Raw genomic sequence first — 16,253 nt, forward strand, 5'->3', positions numbered from 1 at the left:
CTTAAAAATCATGGAGTCGCAAAAGTTTAGTCGAGAATTGAGGAATGGGAAAACTGGTGCTGGAAGTGAGAAATCTATCTGGCTCTATGAGAGTGTGCGTTTAATTCACGTCACTTATCTTCCCTTGCCGGATATACACAAAACAAATTAAACAACTGATATACAAGTCATATATTTTTAATGCCATCGATTTCCCTTCCGTAATTCAGCTCGCCGTCACAGTTCCAGGCCCGCACACGATTATGCTCTTGCAGACATCACACCGTGTTCCCCGGCGACGTTTTTTTGCCTCAGGGAGAGTGCTGTGTCGTTGAGCCGGACATGCGGCAGTTCTGAACGGCAGCCCCGCGTAACCATCAATTTTCAGTTCATGTAAACAGAAGGATTTGTATATGACCGGTAAACCCGCGGCACGGATGGGTGACATGACGGCGATGGGCGGCCCGATAGTTCAGGGCTCCGCAGGGGTGATGATTGGCGCGCCAACCGGGGTGGCCTGCTCGGTGTGCCCGGGCGGCAGAACCTCCGGCAACCCGGTGAACCCGCTGCTGGGGGCCAAGGTGCTGCCCGGCGAAACCGACCTTGCCCTGCCGGGGCCGCTGCCGCTGGTGCTTTCCCGTACCTACAGCAGTTATCAGACCCGGACGCCGGCGCCGGTGGGCGTGTTTGGCCCCGGCTGGAAAGCGCCTTTTGATGTGCATCTGCAGATACGCGATAACGCCCTGATACTCAATGACAACGGCGGCAGAAGCCTGCACTTTACTCCGTTGTTTCCGGGGGAGGTGGCACTCAGCCGCAGTGAATCCCTCTGGCTGGCGCGGGGGGGCGTGGCCGCCCTGCAGGATAACCACCCGCTGTATGCCCTCTGGCGGGCACTCCCGGAAGACCTTCGCCTGAGCCCCCATCGCTACCTCGCCACCAGCAGCCCGCAGGGGCCGTGGTGGGTGCTCGGCGGGTGTGAGCGCATCCCCGGCGTCGACGAGGTGCTGCCCGCGCCGCTGCCGCCGTACCGGATACTGACCGGACTGGTGGATAATGTCGGGCGCAGGATGACCTTTCACCGCGAGGTTGCCGGTGAATTCAGCGGTGACATCACCGGTGTCACCGATGGCGCAGGCCGCCGCTTCCGGCTGGTGCTGACCACGCAGGCACAGCGTGCAGAACAGGCCCGGAAACAAAAACAGCCACCTTTCCCGGAGGCGTTGCCCGCCACCGGTTACGGCACCGACACCGGCGTGCGCCTGGCGGAAGTGTGGCTCACCCGAGACCCGCTTTACCCGGATAACCTGCCGGCTGAGCCGCTGGTGCGCTATCACTATTCCCCGCGGGGCGAGCTGGCCGGGGTGGACGACCGCAGCGGCACCGCCGTGCGCGGCTTCACGTATGATGCGCGGCATTCCGGAAGGATGGTGGCGCACCGTTACGCTGGTCGCCCGGAGATGCGTTATGTTTATGACGCTGACGGGCGGGTGACGGAACAGCGCAACCCCGCAGGGCTAAGCTACACCTACCGCTATGAGCAGAATCGCGTCACCACCACCGACAGCCTGAACCGCCGCGAGGTGCTGCACACCGACGGTGAAGGCGGCATGAAACGGGTGGTCAAACAGGAGTTTGCCGACGGCAGCCTCACCCGCAGCGAGTTCGATCCGGCCGGCAGACTGGTGGCGCAGACGGATGCGGCGGGACGCACAACGCAGTACCGGCTGAGCCCCGGCAGCGGCCAGCTGACGGAGACCGTCGCCCCGGATGGCCGCCGCACGGCGTTTTACTACAACCGCCAGCAGCAGCTGACCAGCACGGTTCACCCGGACGGCCTGAAAAGCCGGCGTGACTATGATGAGCACGGCAGGCTGACCGGCGAAGTGCAGCGGGACGGCACTCAGACGCGTTATGGTTATGATGATCCGCACAGCGAATATCCGACCACCCGCGACGATGCCACCGGCAGCCGCCAGATGAGCTGGAGCCGCTACGGCCAGCTTCTGACGTACACCGACTGCTCGGGCTATGAAACCCGCTATGAATATGACCGGTTCGGGCAACTGAGTGCCGTGCATCAGGAAGAAGACCTCAGCCGCTACCGGGCTTACGATGCGCGCGGCCGGCTGGTCAGTCAGCAGGATGCACAGGGCAGGCAGACACGCCGGATGGAGCACGACCTGGCCGGGCGTGTCACGGCACTGATAAACGAGAACGGTGCCACCACCACCTTTGGGTACGATGTGCGGGACCGGCTGACGCAGGAAAGCGGCTTTGACGGCAGAACGCAGCGTTACCACTACGGCCCCACCGGGCAGCTCATCCGCAGCGAAGATACACAGCTTGTCACGCACTGGCATTACGATGAGGCAGACCGCCTGACACACCGCACGGTGAATGACGAACCGGCAGAACAGTGGGGCTACAACGAACGGGGCTGGCTGGCGGATATCAGCCATCTCAGCGCCGGACAGCAGGTGGCGGTTCACTACGGTTACGACAGCCGGGGGCGGCTTATCAGTGAGCGCCAGACGGTGCATGATCCGGCAACGCAGGCGCTGCTCTGGCAGCACGAGACAAAACAGGCCTACAGTGAGCAGGGGCTGATGAACCGGTTTAAGCCGGATAACCTGCCGCCGGTGGCGTGGCTGACCTACGGCAGCGGGTATCTGGCGGGCATGAAGTTCGGTGACACACCGCTGATGGACTTCACCCGTGACCGCCTGCACCGCGAGACACAGCGCACCTTCGGGGATTATGCGCTGACGACGGCCTGGACGCCCGCCGGGCAGTTACAGCACCATCACCTGAGCCTCCCTCAGCTTAACCGCGATTACGGCTGGAATGCAGACGGGCAGCTGACCGGTATCCGCGGGCCGCATGAGCAGCGCGATTACCGGTATGACGGAGCCGGACGGTTACTCAGCACCCAGATAACCTCCGCGCAGCATACGCTGTCGCAACTGAGCCTGAGTGACCCGGCGGGCAACCGGGTGGCGGACAGGAAGGCCTTCCCGGCACTGCCGCAGAGCTGGCCGGCTAACCGCATCAGCGAAGATGCGCACTGTTTTTACCATTACGACGGGCACGGCAGGCTGACTGAAAAAGACGAACGGCGCATTCACCCGCACGGCAGCATCACGCACCACTATAGCTATGACCACCAGCACCGGCTGACGCATTACCGGCGGATGCAGAGCGGCAACATGCTGACGGAGAGCCGTTATGCTTATGATCCGCTGGGCCGCCGCATCCGCAAACAGGTGTGGCAGGGTGAGGCGTATGATGGCGGCTGGTACGTGCCGACAGAGCCGGCGGAAAGCGTGTGGTACGGCCAGGAGGGCGACCGGCTGACCACCACGCAGACGGATAAGTCACGTATCCAGACGGTGTACCTGCCGGGAAGTTTCACGCCCCTGCTGCGGGTGGAGACGGTAACAGCTGCGCTGGAAAAAACCGTACGCCGCACGCTGGCGGAGAAACTGCAGCAGGACGCGGGGCTGGTGCTGATGCCGGAACTGGTGACGCTGCTGGATAACCTGGAGCGGGAGCTGCGCAGCGGCCAGCTCAGTGACCAGAGCCGCCAGTGGCTGACGCAGTGCGGGCTGAGCGTGGAGCAGATGGAAAACCAGCTGGAGCCGGAACACACCCCGGAGAGAAAAATCCATCTTTACCACTGCGACCACCGGGGACTGCCGCTGACACTGATTGATGAAGCAGGAGCGATAGCCTGGCAGGCCGAATACGATGAATGGGGCAACCAGCTGGCAGAGGAGAACCCGCATCATCTGCAACAGCTCATTCGTCTGCCGGGTCAGCAGGTGGATGAAGAGACGGGATTGTATTACAACCGCCACCGTTATTACGACCCGCAGCAGGGGCGGTATATTACCCAGGATCCGATTGGGTTGGCGGGTGGGTGGAATGTTTATGTTTATCCGCTAGATCCTGTGCAACATTCTGATCCATTGGGACTAGAAACTTTCAAGTGTATAAAACCACTCCATTCACTAGGCGGAATTGGTGAAAAAAGTGGTCCAGATATATGGGGTAATCCATTCTATCATCAATACCTTTGTGTTTCAGATGGTAAAGGTGGCTATATTTGTGGAGGTCAAGACCAAAGAGGGGAATTTAAAACGGACGGTTTGTGGGGGCCAGGAAAAGCAAGTAATGATACAAAAGATGGGGCTGGGCGATGTGATTCCGTTGAAACGGACAATAGTTGCATTGAGGATTGCTTAAAAGGGAAATTCAAAGGAATGAGGCCGCGTTATACTGTATTACCAGATGGTTTCTATCCAATAAAACTTGGGCTGTTTAAAAATTGTCAAGATTGGAGTGATGATGCATTGGATTCATGTAAAATGAAATGCGCTGGTAATGATTTTGGACGTCTTATTAGGTTTGTGCTAATAGGGGTAATATGATGAGATACATTATTCTTGCTACCAGAGTTGTATGGTTTGGTTTGTCTATGTTGATATTATATTTTTCATCATATCGTCTTTCTCAATTGGATTCCATGCGTGATATAAGCGAGATAATAAGTATAATGTCATATGTGATGATATTAATATCATTCCCAACTGGTGTAATGTTTTCCATTGTATTATTTTTCTTTGGTTTTATTTTAAGCACCATGCATTTTGATATTGAAAATAAGTATATTACAATATTCTTGATATGGTTTTTTTTCTTCATGGGTGGGTATATCCAATGGGTTATTTTAATAGATAGAATTGTTAAAAAATCGATGCTATTAACGAAATAAAAAGCAAATTAGTAGTGAAATACTCCGACAACAATGAGGGCTGTGGAACTAAGGTAGAGCAAGAGCAAGATCATGAAATTTATGAAATGCATCACGTTATCACCCTAAAGACCAATTCAGTGAAAAGATCCGCCAGTGGCTGACGCGGTGCGGGCTGAGCGTGGAGCAACTGGAGTCGGAACACACATCGAAGAGAAAAATCCATCTTTACCACTGCGACCACCGGGGACTACCGCTGGCTCTGATTGACGAAACCGGAGCGATAGCCTGGCGGGCCGAATACGATGAATGGGGCAATCAGTTGTCGGAGGAGAACCCGTATCATCTGCAACAACTCATTCGTCTGCCGGCCAGCAGGCTGATGAAGAGACGGGGTTACACTACAACCGCCACCGTTATTATGATCCGCAACAGGGGCGGTATATTACCCAGAATCCGATTGGGTTGGCGGGAGGATGGAATGGGTACGGGTATCCGCTAAATCCGGTGCAGGGAATGGATCCGCCAGGGTTATTTGCACTTCCGTTGCCCTTGCCAGGTCCGGGAGTAGGTAACTCTGCGCAAAAGGAACTGAATGATAATGCTGCAAAAGCATTAACCCGATGGTGGAGTAACACTTTTAACAGAAGCGAAAAAAATGCTTACCTGCTACGCCGCAAAATATAAAAATGTTACATGACACAATAACCAGAAAAGCACCGACGATACGATCGTACAGTGCTTTACTGTTCCACCTAAATATCCGTTCAGTTTTAAGCCACATGAGGCTTAAGTGAACGGCATTAACTCTTCACGGTGGCCTTAAAAGTAATAATCGCTCAATATTTATTTCAGTTCAAACTCGCTCTGTTTCACACGGGCAGAATCCAGCCCGATGAACACATTGAATTTGCCAGGTTCAGCAACGTGCTTCATCTGTGCGTTCCAGAACTTCAGCGCCTCAACGTCAATCGGGAAGCTCACGGTCTGGGTTTCGCCTGGTTTGAGCGTCACTTTCTTAAAGCCTTTCAGCTCTTTAACCGGGCGGCTCATTGATGCGGTGACATCCTGCAAATACAGCTGAACAACGGTTTCGCCTTCACGGTCGCCGGTGTTTTTCACTTCAACAGAGGCTTCGACTTTGCCATCGGCTTTCATTGATGGCGCTGACATTTTCACATCAGAAACCGTGAACGTGGTGTAGCTCAGGCCATAACCGAATGGGAACAGCGGGCCATTTGCTTCATCAAAGTAACGAGAAGTGTATTTGTTTGGTTTTTCCGGATTGTACGGACGGCCAGTATTCAGGTGGCTGTAGTAAACCGGGATCTGCCCGACAGAGCGCGGGAAGGACATCGGCAATTTGCCTGACGGGTTGTAATCGCCAAACAAAATATCGGCAACCGCGTTCCCGCCTTCGGTGCCGCTATACCACGCTTCCAACAGCGCATCGGCTTGTTGGTTTTCTTTGACCAACGCCAGCGGGCGACCGTTCATCAACACCAGCACCAACGGTTTGCCAGTCGCTTTCAGCGCGGCAATTAAATCGCGCTGGCTTTGCGGCAGAACAAGGTCGGTACGGCTAGAGGCTTCGTGTGCCATACCTTGCGCTTCGCCAACAACCGCCACCACCACATCGGCAGATTTCGCGGTGTTAACCGCTTCGTCGATCATCTCTTTAGCTGAACGAGGATCAACGCTCACCGCAGGTTCGTACTGGTTCAGGAAGGCAACGATGTCTTTTTCATCAGTGACGTTAGCACCTTTAGCGACCACGATTTTGGCGTTATCGCCCACCGCATTTTTAATACCCTGCAACACAGTGATGGTCTGATCGGCCACACCCGCCGCAGACCAGCTACCCATCACGTCGCGCTTGCTGTCAGCCAGTGGGCCAACCACGGCAATGGTGCCTGATTTTTTCAGCGGCAAGGTTTGCAGGCGGTTTTTCAGCAGCACCATGCTTTCGCGGGCGACTTCGCGTGCTTCTTTACGATGCAGGCGGCTTTCGGCGTTGGTATCTGCCGGGTCAGATTCTTTCGGCCCTAAGTGGCTGTATGGGTCGTTAAACAGCCCCATGTCATACTTCACGTTCAGCACGTGGCGCGCGGCATCATCCAGTTCTGCCATCGGTACCTCACCGCTTTTCACCAGCTCTGGCAAGTATTTGCTGTAGTACTCATCGCTCATACTCATGTTGATGCCGGAGTTCAGTGCGACACGCACCGCATCTTTCGGGTCACTCGCCACACCGTGCTTGATCAGTTCTTTAATCGCACCATGGTCAGAAATAGTGATGCCTTTGAATTTCCACTCATCGCGCAGCAAGTCTTTGAGCAGCCAGCTGTCAGACGATGCAGGCGTACCGTTTAATGAATTCAGCGCAACCATTACGCCACCGCTGCCCGCATCCAGCGCGGCTTTGTACGGTGGCATATAGTCGTTGAACAAGCGCTGGGTGCTCATATCAACCGTGTTGTATTCCTTGCCACCTTCTACTGCGCCATAAGCGGCGAAGTGTTTGACGCTGGTCATTACCGAATAACGGTCTGCCGGGCTTTTGCCCTGCATCGCTTCAACCATGGTGCGGCCCATGATCGAGGTCAGGTAAGTATCTTCACCAAAGCCTTCAGAAACACGGCCCCAACGTGGGTCGCGTGACACATCGACCATCGGTGCCCATGTCATGTTCAGGCCATCATCAGCCGCTTCATAGGCAGAAACTCGGCCCACTGTTTTCACCGCTTCCAGATTAAAGGAAGAGGCTAAACCGAGGCTGATTGGGAACACGGTACGTTGGCCATGCACCACATCATAGGCAAAGAATAAGGGAATTTTCAGACGGCTGAGATCCATCACCTGATCCTGCATGGTGCGGATATCGTGACGGGTTACGGTGTTGAAAATCGCCCCAACCTGCCCGTCTTTGATCATCTCACGAATGGCTTCTTTCGGGTTATCCGGCCCGACGCTGATTAACCGCAACTGGCCGATTTTTTCGTCAGTGGTCATTTTTTTCAGCAAATCGGTGACGAAAGCGTCACGGGCTTCAGGCGTTAATGGGTGCGGGCCAAACATTTCATTAGCCAGCGCAGGTTGCAGCGCAAGGCTAACTGCCAAACTTACAGAACAGAGCCATTTCATCGACATTACTCTCTTGCTCAAGCCGCCACGCGGGGCAGCACGAAGTGTTAAGAGGTGCAGTGTGCCACAACGACACAGTGGTAAGAAGAGCGGTTCCGATGTTATGTGCTGATTTTCCGAGCGTTTCGGAAGAATCATTAGTGAATTGCAAGCTATGCTTGAAGGCGTCACTATTTTCACAAGGAGTGGATAAATGTCTAACCCGTTTATTAATGAACTCAATCGCCTGGTTGGCAACCAACATGTATTAACCGATGCAGCCAAAACGGCACGTTACCGTACAGGTTTCCGTTCCGGCCAGGGCGAGGCGCTGGCGGTGGTTTTCCCCGGCACGTTGCTGGAGTTATGGCGTGTGCTGAGTGCTTGTGTCAGCACGGACAAAATCATCCTGATGCAGGCCGCCAATACCGGTTTGACCGAAGGCTCAACCCCAAATGGCAACGATTACGATCGTGAAATTGTCATTATCAGTACGCTACGTCTGGATAAATTGCAGTTGTTGGACGGCGGAAAACAGGTGCTGGCATTCCCTGGCAGCACGCTATATCAACTAGAAAAAGCGCTTAAACCGTTGGGGCGTGAACCGCATTCGGTGATCGGTTCGTCGTGTATTGGCGCATCGGTGATTGGCGGAATTTGTAATAACTCCGGTGGTTCGCTGGTGAAACGCGGGCCGGCCTATACCGAAATGGCGCTGTATGCGCGTATCGACGAGCAAGGCAAATTAACGCTGGTCAACCATCTGGGTATCGACCTCGGCGTGACGCCCGAACAAATCCTCGGCAAGCTCGATGACGAGCGTGTGAAGCCAGAGAATGTGCTTCACGACCAGCGCCAGGCCTCTGATAAAGATTACGCCGAGCGCGTGCGAGATGTGGATGCCGACACGCCATCTCGCTTTAACGCTGACCCAAGCCGTCTTTTTGAAGCTTCAGGCTGCGCCGGGAAACTTGCCGTTTTTGCGGTACGCCTCGATACCTTTGTTGCCGAAAAGCAAAACGAAGTGTTCTACATCGGCACCAACAAACCAGAAGTGCTGACGGAAATCCGCCGCCATATTCTGGCTAATTTTGAAAACCTGCCGGTGGCGGGCGAATACATGCACCGCGATATTTACGATATCGCCGAGGTATATGGCAAAGACACGTTCATGATGATCGACAAGCTCGGCACCGACAAAATGCCGCTGTTCTTTACCCTGAAAGGCCGCACCGACGCATGGATTGAAAAAGTCCCGTTCCTTAAGCCGCACTTCACCGACCGTGTGTTACAGCGTCTGAGCAACTGGAGCCCGAACCATTTACCGCCGCGCATGAAAGAGTGGCGTGGAAAATACGAACATCATTTGTTGTTGAAGATGTCGGGCGAAGGGATTGCCGAGGCGCGCACCTGGCTGGAGAGTTATTTCCAGCAGGCTGAGGGGGGCTTTTTCGTCTGTACGCCATCCGAAGGGGCGAAAGCGTTTTTACATCGCTTTGCCGCTGCCGGTGCTGCGGTGCGTTATCACGCGGTTCACGCCAGTGAAGTGGAAGATATTCTGGCGCTGGATATCGCTCTGCGCCGTAACGACCAGCAGTGGTTTGAGCAACTACCACCAGAGATCAGCAGCCAAATCAGCCACAGCCTGTATTACGGCCACTTCATGTGCCATGTCTTCCACCAGGATTACATTGTCAAAAAAGGGGTTGATGTCCATGCGCTGAAAGAGCAAATGCTCGAGCTGCTACGCACGCGTGGTGCACAGTATCCGGCTGAGCATAACGTCGGGCATCTCTATGAAGCGCCTGATAGCTTAAAGCAGTTTTATCAGGCAAATGACCCGACTAACAGCATGAACCCAGGCATTGGTAAAACTACGAAGCATAAATGGTGGGAGGAAGCATCCTGTAGCCATACGCACCACCACAACCCTCGTTAACTGTTGCCGTCAACCACCAGACCAGGGGCTATTTTTCGTTGGTTTTTCGTACTAAATTAAAATTCCAAAAAGTGGTGTGACCTTACGCCACTTAAATTTTTTTGCGTACAGGAGCCGGAGATGTCAGTGCTCGAAACAGTACCGAGTGTAGGATTACATGTTCGCGACGCCAGCGCCGATGATATTCCGGCCATCACCGCCATTTATGAATGGCATGTTCTGCATGGGCGCGGCTCTTTCGAAGAAGAGCCGCCAACACGTAGCCAAATGGCTGAACGTCTTAACGCAGTTCATGCCCTACAACTCCCGTGGTTGGTCGCGGTATATTGCGGAATTGTGGTGGGTTATAGCTACGCGACAGCTTATCGCCCACGCCCGGGGTATCGTTTTACCATTGAAGACTCGGTTTATATTGACGCCAGTATGACGGGCAAAGGTGTGGGTCGTGAGCTGTTAAGCCAGCTGATTACCCGTTGCGAGCAGGGTCCATGGCGGCAAATGGTGGCGATTATTGGCGATGGTGAAAACAATTCAGGTTCATGCCGTTTGCACAAAAAACTCGGTTTCGAAGTGGTTGGGCAACTACGTAATGTGGGATTCAAGCTTGGCGGCTGGCGTGATACGTTGATTATGCAGCGCCCGCTTAATGATGGGGACCGGACGCTGCCATTAAATTAGGGTATTGCTTTAATCGTCCTGAGCATTGCCCGCAGCCGTATTGCTCGCCATTTGAGCAGACTTCTGCTTTTTATATGCCAGCGCTGATGAAGGCACAGGCGTCACTTTGCCCGTTTCCATCCAGTTGCGTAAACGGTTTGCATCGGCAAAGTGGGTATATTTGCCGAAGGCATCCAACACCACCAGCGCCACCGGGCGGTTATTAATCATAGTGCGCATCACCAGGCAATGTCCGGCATTGTTGGTAAAGCCAGTTTTAGTGAGCTGAATGTTCCATTTGTTGTTGTAAACCAAATGGTTGGTATTACGGAACGGCAGCGTATAAGCCGGATTGGCAAACGTCGCCATATCTTCTTTGGTGGTGCTCAACTGGCCAAGCAGTGGATATTGCTTTGATGCAATCAGCAGTTTGGACAAGTCACGCGCCGTGGAAACGTTTTGAATCGACAATCCAGTCGGTTCAACGTAACGGGTGTGCGTCATACCCAGGGATTTGGCTTTCGCATTCATCGCGCGAATAAACGCGTTATAACCGCCAGGATAATGATGTGCCAGACTCGCCGCCGCGCGGTTTTCTGAAGACATTAAAGCCAACAACATCATGTCTTTACGGTTAATTTCACTTTTCAGACGTACGCGAGAATAAATCCCTTTCATTTCAGTCGTTTGGCTGATGTCGACGCTGAGCATTTCATCCATCGGCAGCTTCGCATCCAGAACCACCATCGCCGTCATCAGTTTGGTGATCGAGGCAATCGGGCGCACCAGATCGGGATGGCTGGAATACAAAATTTTATTGGTTTGCAGATCGACGATCATAGCACTGCCAGAGGCTATTTCCTGTGTGGAACTCACCTGTTGTACGGTGGCTTTAGTCGCAGCCTGAGAAGCGAGTGGTACGGCAATCATCAGCGCAAGGCTGAGCAACGATAGTCGAATTTTTGTCGGCATGGTGGCACTTCTGTAATTATTCAAGAATGTGATGTGTCCATCGAATCTGTTCACAGAACGTATGAATAGATGAGGCGTCAGCATAATACTCTGACGCCCCGGAAAACTGCCACAATTGATTCGTAATAAAATAGTTACCCACCGTTTAGAACAAACGGTATCCGTAACCCCACAAGATAACACTCAGCGCTAACAGGACTTCAAGCACCAGTACACCAATGGCGAGCGTTGAGCTAGAGAAGCTCATCCCCTCTTCTTTATTGATGCCAAGGAACTCGGGCACACCGACATACAGCAGGTAACCGGTGTAAACCAGCGCGGCAGCACCCACCAGAACACACAACCACACCAGCGGATACAGCGCCACAAGGCCACTTAAAAACAGTGGGGTCGCCACATATCCAGCAAACACCATGCAACGAGCCAGTGACGGGCGATGTGGATAGTTACGAGCCATCCACCACATGACACGCCCCATCACGGCGACACCAGCCAACATCAGTGCATAAAACAGTACGCCTAAATAGAATCCGGTAAACATCGACAATTGAACGAAGGTGCCGTCACCAAAATTCCAGCCAATTTGGGTTGTGCCGATAAACGCACAGATAACCGGAATGGCCGCCATGATTAACACATGGTGAGTGTAGTGATGCGATACCGTTTCGTTCTCGCGTTTTATATTCTGCATTTCACGATTAGGATGGGAAAAAAGCCCCCAGACATGACTCATAACACCTCCTGACATGCCAAAAAAAATCGATTAAGCACAGTCAAAGTATAATGCACAGCGGCTTGATTGTTTTTTAATCAGATAAAAATAACTGGGGAAACGGAACAACATCTCCAACGGTCACAACCGCTATACTGAGGCTGTACAAAAACAAGGAATGACATTTAACACTGTGGATATTACTCAACTGATTGCGCATTACGGCTACGCCGCTTTGATTTTGGGCAGCATGGCTGAAGGGGAAACGGTAACTCTGCTGGGGGGGATTGCAGCACACCAGGGGTTGCTGAAATTTCCGCTAGTGGTTCTGTCCGTGGCGCTCGGCGGCATGATTGGCGACCAACTGCTGTATCTGGTTGGCAGGCGTTTTCGCGGTTCCATTCCTGCACGATTTCAAAAACACAAAAAGAAAATCATTAAAGCGCAGGATCTTATCAACCGTCACCCTTATTGGTTTGTCATCGGATCGCGCTTTATGTATGGCTTCCGGGTGATCGGGCCGATTTTGATAGGTGCCAGTCACCTACCTCCGCGGATCTTTTTGCCGCTCAATATCGTGGGCGCATTAATTTGGGCAACGCTTTTTACCACTCTGGGGTATATGGGCGGCGAAGTTGTTGGCCCGTGGCTGCAAAACCTGGACCAACATATAAAGCACTGGATTTGGTTGGTCGGCGTAGTTGCGGTGGTGTGGCTGGTGCGTTACTGGTTCAAACGCCGCGAGAACAATAAGTCAGGTTAACTTTTCGGTTTGAAATGAGGGTTAGCGAACATAAATCCGCCGTCGACGATAAACGATTGTCCGGTAGTGTAGCTGGCGCTGTCAGAGCACAACCATGCGACAAGACTGGCAATTTCTTCGGTTTCGCCAGCTCGCCCTAATGGGATCTCAGGAATTTTGCTTTTGACTCCGTCACCTTCTCCCATGTTGTTCATCGGCGTGGCAATAGCGCCGGGTGCAACAGCGTTGACCAGAATTTTATAATGCACCAGTTCCATCGCCATGGATTTGGTTAACCCGCCCAGCGCATGTTTTGCTGCCGTGTAAGCGCAGGCTTCAGGAAGCGGTGTGTGCTCGTGAACTGAGGTAATATTCACAATCCGCCCGCCATTGCCCTGGGCTATCATGGCGCGCACCACTTTCTGCGAGCAGATAAATGCGCCGTCTACATCCACAGTGAACAGCCCGCGCCATTCCTCCAGGGTGACATCCAGGAAAGGGTTTTTACTCATCGCCCCGGCATTATTCACCAGCGCGTCCACACGCCCGAAACGCTCAATCAGCTCATCAATTCCGGCTGCGCCATCGGGAAGATGGGCTAAATCAAGCTGAACAGTTTCCGCTCGCCGCCCAAAACCGTTGACCTGACGCGCCGTGTCTTGTGCGCCCTGCTCGTCTGAATGCCAGGTGATGCCGATATCATAGCCCTGCTGTGCCAGCATAAGCGCACATTTTTTGCCAATACCGGAATCCGCTGCTGTGACAATAGCCACTTTGTTAGCCGCGCTCATCACCACCTCCAGACTATCTTTTAACCAGGATGTAAGTATAGGAGACGGTGGATAACGCTGACGCTTATCCGCCCTACAAAACCGAAACCGGTCAGGCAAGCGCAGCGCCCACGACATAACCCAGTGGCTATGCTTTCCCTGCCTGATACCCCCCGCCTAAAGCAGAGATCAACTGAACATCGGCGTTAAGCCACTGGCCGTGCAGTTGGATGGCTTTTGCCTGTTCAGACAAATCCGGCAAGGTCGCTGCGCTCATCCGCGCACCAGAAATGATCCCCGCTTTGTAACGAGCCTGCGCCAGAGCTTTGAGTTTTTGCGTGCCTTGCAAAATGGTGCGCTGATGCTCGTTTTCCGCCGCAACCGCATTCAGTTGGCTGGCGGCTTTTTCAACATCATTTACCGCACCAACCACCGCTTTGTTGTAGCTGGCAATGGATAAGTTACTTTCTGCGCGCACAATATCGAGGTTGGCGTTCAAGCGGCCACTGTCAAAAATAGGCAGAGTAAAGCCGCCAATCACGCCCATTTGCTGGGCTGAACCACGGAACAAATCACTCAAATGAAGCGCATCATTTTGCAGGAAGGCACTGAGGTTGACGTCAGGATAAAACGCAGCTTTGGCAGCATCGACACTGCTGAGCGAAGATTCGATGTACCAGTGCGCTTCCTGAAGGTCAGGGCGGCGAGCCAGCAGCTCATAACCCATATGGTCCGGCACACGGCTACTGACGTTAGGCAACGGGACAGGTTTAATATTTGCAGCAGCATGCGCATCACCGGTTATCGCGGCGAGTTGTGATTTGGCGATATTAATGCGCCCGTCGATGTCATCAATCTGCTGCTGGGTTTTCACGAAATCGATACTGGATTCAACATCGTCAACTGACGAGTTAATCCCATGAGCGTACAGATTGGTTTCGACATTAACGATATTCTTCTGCGCCGCCAGCGTTTGTTGTTTGACATCTTTTAACGCCAGCAGGGTTTGCATATCCCAATATAAGCGCACAACATTGGCAGAAATCACCTGTTTGGCCTGGGCAAGTTCAGCCTGTTTCGCTCTCATGACGCCCACTTTCGCTTCCACTTCCGAGCGATTTTTGCCCCACAAATCCAGATCCCAACTAGCCGTCAGCCCAAAGTTACCGTTGGTGTAATAAGGCCCGGTGGTGCCGGCCGCCGGGTCAGTCAGAGCAAATGGCCCCATCACCCCTTCCTGGGACATTTTCTGACGCTCGATATTGGCGGAGAAATCCATTTGCGGGCCGTCACTCGCTTCCTGCATTTGCGTCTGGGCCTGCGCCAGCCTGATGCGCTGCTGCACAACGGCCAAATCCGGCGAGTCTTTCAGCGAACGTTCAACCAGCGTATTAATCTGGCTGTCATGATAATCACGCCACCAGTCACTGCCCGGCCAACCGTGCGCCAGCTCAGGAGGAAGTTTGGTATCCAACTGTTGTGGAGGTGTTTTTTGAGCGAGGGGTGCATCGTCATTGTGCATTGGCGCGCAGCCGGACAAAACGAGCATTAGCGCAACGCCAGTCGCCGCGAGAGGGAAACGTGAGGAAGTCATAATTAGCCACAGAGTAAAAGAAAGCGCTCAGGTTACGCATTCCAAAAGGCAAAAGTTTAGGTATCAGTGGCAATACATTGATGGTTAAAAAGGGATACAATTTGAAACTAGTTTCCATGATGACTATGTTTCGACTATAAATAACTAAAGTTATCAAAATCCATCTCCTGGCGGCTGCACGCTAAAATCTTTCCCCAGGCTAATAACTTCATTAGACTTCTTCTGCCAATCACGGCTTTGCGAACAGGAGTTGCAATGACACAAAATATCTATGATAACCCGGCATTTTTTGAAGGATACGCCACTCTCGACCGTTCCATTAAAGGGTTAGATGGCGCACCGGAATGGGCAACCATGAAAACATTTTTACCACCGTTACAAGGTAAAACGGTGGTGGACTTAGGCTGCGGATACGGTTGGTTTTGCCGCTACGCACGTGACCAGGGTGCCGCGCAAGTTGTCGGGCTGGATGTCTCGCTGAAAATGCTGGAAAAAGCCCAACAGATGACGTCAGACACAGGGATTGTTTATCGCCGTGAAGATCTCGAGAAGTTGCAGTTAGCAGCGCAAAACATCGACCTGTTTTACAGCTCGCTGGCGCTGCATTATCTGGAAAACATTCCGGCACTTTTCGCCACGCTTTATCAGGCGCTGGTTCCCGGTGGTATGCTGGTGTTTTCGGCAGAGCATCCGATTTATACCGCCGCGTTGCAACAAGGCTGGATGACCGATCAGACCGGGCAAAAATCCTGGCCGGTGAATCATTATCAGCAGGAAGGTGTGCGGATCAGTAACTGGTTTGCCGACGGTGTGAAGAAACAGCATCGCAAACTTTCGAGCTGGATTAACGCGCTTATTGCCAGCGGTTTTGTTATCGAAAAGCTTGATGAATGGGGACCAGACGCTGAACAAATCGCGCAGAACCCGGCGCTTGATGAAGAAAAAGAACGCCCGATGATTTTCCTGCTTGCGGCACGGAAACCGCTTATCTAAAGATCTTCGATTTGTC

At 53.1% G+C, this 16,253-nt stretch carries 10 protein-coding genes and 1 pseudogene; 6 read left to right on the plus strand and 5 right to left on the minus strand.

The genetic code is table 11. The annotated features are described in order from the left end of the window. Window positions 1-392 precede the first annotated feature (392 nt). Together MNO13_RS17175 and MNO13_RS17180 are read left to right on the plus strand one after the other, a co-directional pair. Window positions 393-4,412 carry an RHS repeat-associated core domain-containing protein gene (locus MNO13_RS17175; protein WP_241939047.1) on the plus strand — a complete coding sequence of 1,340 codons (4,020 nt, stop codon included), beginning with the start codon at window positions 393-395 and terminating at the stop codon, window positions 4,410-4,412. Window positions 4,413-4,865: 453 nt separating this feature from the next. Next, window positions 4,866-5,422, plus strand: a pseudogene (locus MNO13_RS17180) (RHS repeat-associated core domain-containing protein); the annotation flags it as partial. Between the two features lie 159 nt (window positions 5,423-5,581). Here the strand turns inward: MNO13_RS17180 and bglX are convergent. After that, a complete protein-coding gene (gene bglX, locus MNO13_RS17185; RefSeq protein WP_064548499.1) occupies window positions 5,582-7,879 on the minus strand; it encodes a beta-glucosidase BglX in 2,298 nt (765 codons plus the stop codon). Between the two features lie 193 nt (window positions 7,880-8,072). On the opposite strand from bglX, the gene dld reads away from it, so the two are divergent. Both dld and MNO13_RS17195 read left to right on the plus strand, forming a co-directional pair. Then, window positions 8,073-9,797 carry a D-lactate dehydrogenase gene (gene dld, locus MNO13_RS17190; RefSeq protein WP_064548432.1) on the plus strand — a complete coding sequence of 575 codons (1,725 nt, stop codon included), beginning with the start codon at window positions 8,073-8,075 and terminating at the stop codon, window positions 9,795-9,797. Window positions 9,798-9,917: 120 nt separating this feature from the next. Further along, a complete protein-coding gene (locus tag MNO13_RS17195; protein ID WP_064548434.1) occupies window positions 9,918-10,475 on the plus strand; it encodes a GNAT family N-acetyltransferase in 558 nt (185 codons plus the stop codon). A 9-nt stretch (window positions 10,476-10,484) separates the two neighbouring features. Here the strand turns inward: MNO13_RS17195 and pbpG are convergent, their stop codons facing one another. Then, entirely contained in the window at window positions 10,485-11,426 is a 942-nt protein-coding gene (gene pbpG / locus MNO13_RS17200; RefSeq protein WP_241939048.1) for a D-alanyl-D-alanine endopeptidase, read from the minus strand. Between the two features lie 145 nt (window positions 11,427-11,571). Next, a complete protein-coding gene (locus MNO13_RS17205) occupies window positions 11,572-12,159 on the minus strand; it encodes a Yip1 family protein (RefSeq protein ID WP_064548438.1) in 588 nt (195 codons plus the stop codon). A gap of 172 nt (window positions 12,160-12,331) precedes the next feature. On the opposite strand from MNO13_RS17205, the gene MNO13_RS17210 reads away from it, so the two are divergent. Next, window positions 12,332-12,901 (plus strand): DedA family protein, encoded by a 570-nt coding sequence (locus tag MNO13_RS17210; RefSeq protein WP_064548440.1) that lies wholly within the window; start codon window positions 12,332-12,334, stop codon window positions 12,899-12,901. Here MNO13_RS17210 and MNO13_RS17215 read toward each other — a convergent pair. Both MNO13_RS17215 and mdtQ read right to left on the minus strand, forming a co-directional pair. Beyond that, complete coding sequence (locus tag MNO13_RS17215) at window positions 12,898-13,671, minus strand: SDR family oxidoreductase (RefSeq protein WP_064548442.1); 774 nt, start codon at window positions 13,669-13,671, stop codon at window positions 12,898-12,900. The two genes, MNO13_RS17210 and MNO13_RS17215, sit on opposite strands and share 4 nt — an antisense overlap. 127 nt (window positions 13,672-13,798) lie before the next feature. After that, on the minus strand, window positions 13,799-15,244 hold the full coding sequence (mdtQ, locus tag MNO13_RS17220; protein WP_064548444.1) for a multidrug resistance outer membrane protein MdtQ: 1,446 nt from the start codon (window positions 15,242-15,244) through the stop codon (window positions 13,799-13,801). A 255-nt stretch (window positions 15,245-15,499) separates the two neighbouring features. Here mdtQ and MNO13_RS17225 point away from each other — a divergent pair, with 255 nt between their 5' ends. After that, window positions 15,500-16,237 (plus strand): class I SAM-dependent methyltransferase, encoded by a 738-nt coding sequence (locus tag MNO13_RS17225; protein ID WP_064548447.1) that lies wholly within the window; start codon window positions 15,500-15,502, stop codon window positions 16,235-16,237. The last annotated feature ends 16 nt before the right edge of the window (window positions 16,238-16,253 follow it).

Origin of the sequence: Buttiauxella ferragutiae, assembly GCF_022637515.1 — a bacterium.
GTDB classification, from domain to species: Bacteria; Pseudomonadota; Gammaproteobacteria; order Enterobacterales; family Enterobacteriaceae; genus Buttiauxella; species Buttiauxella ferragutiae.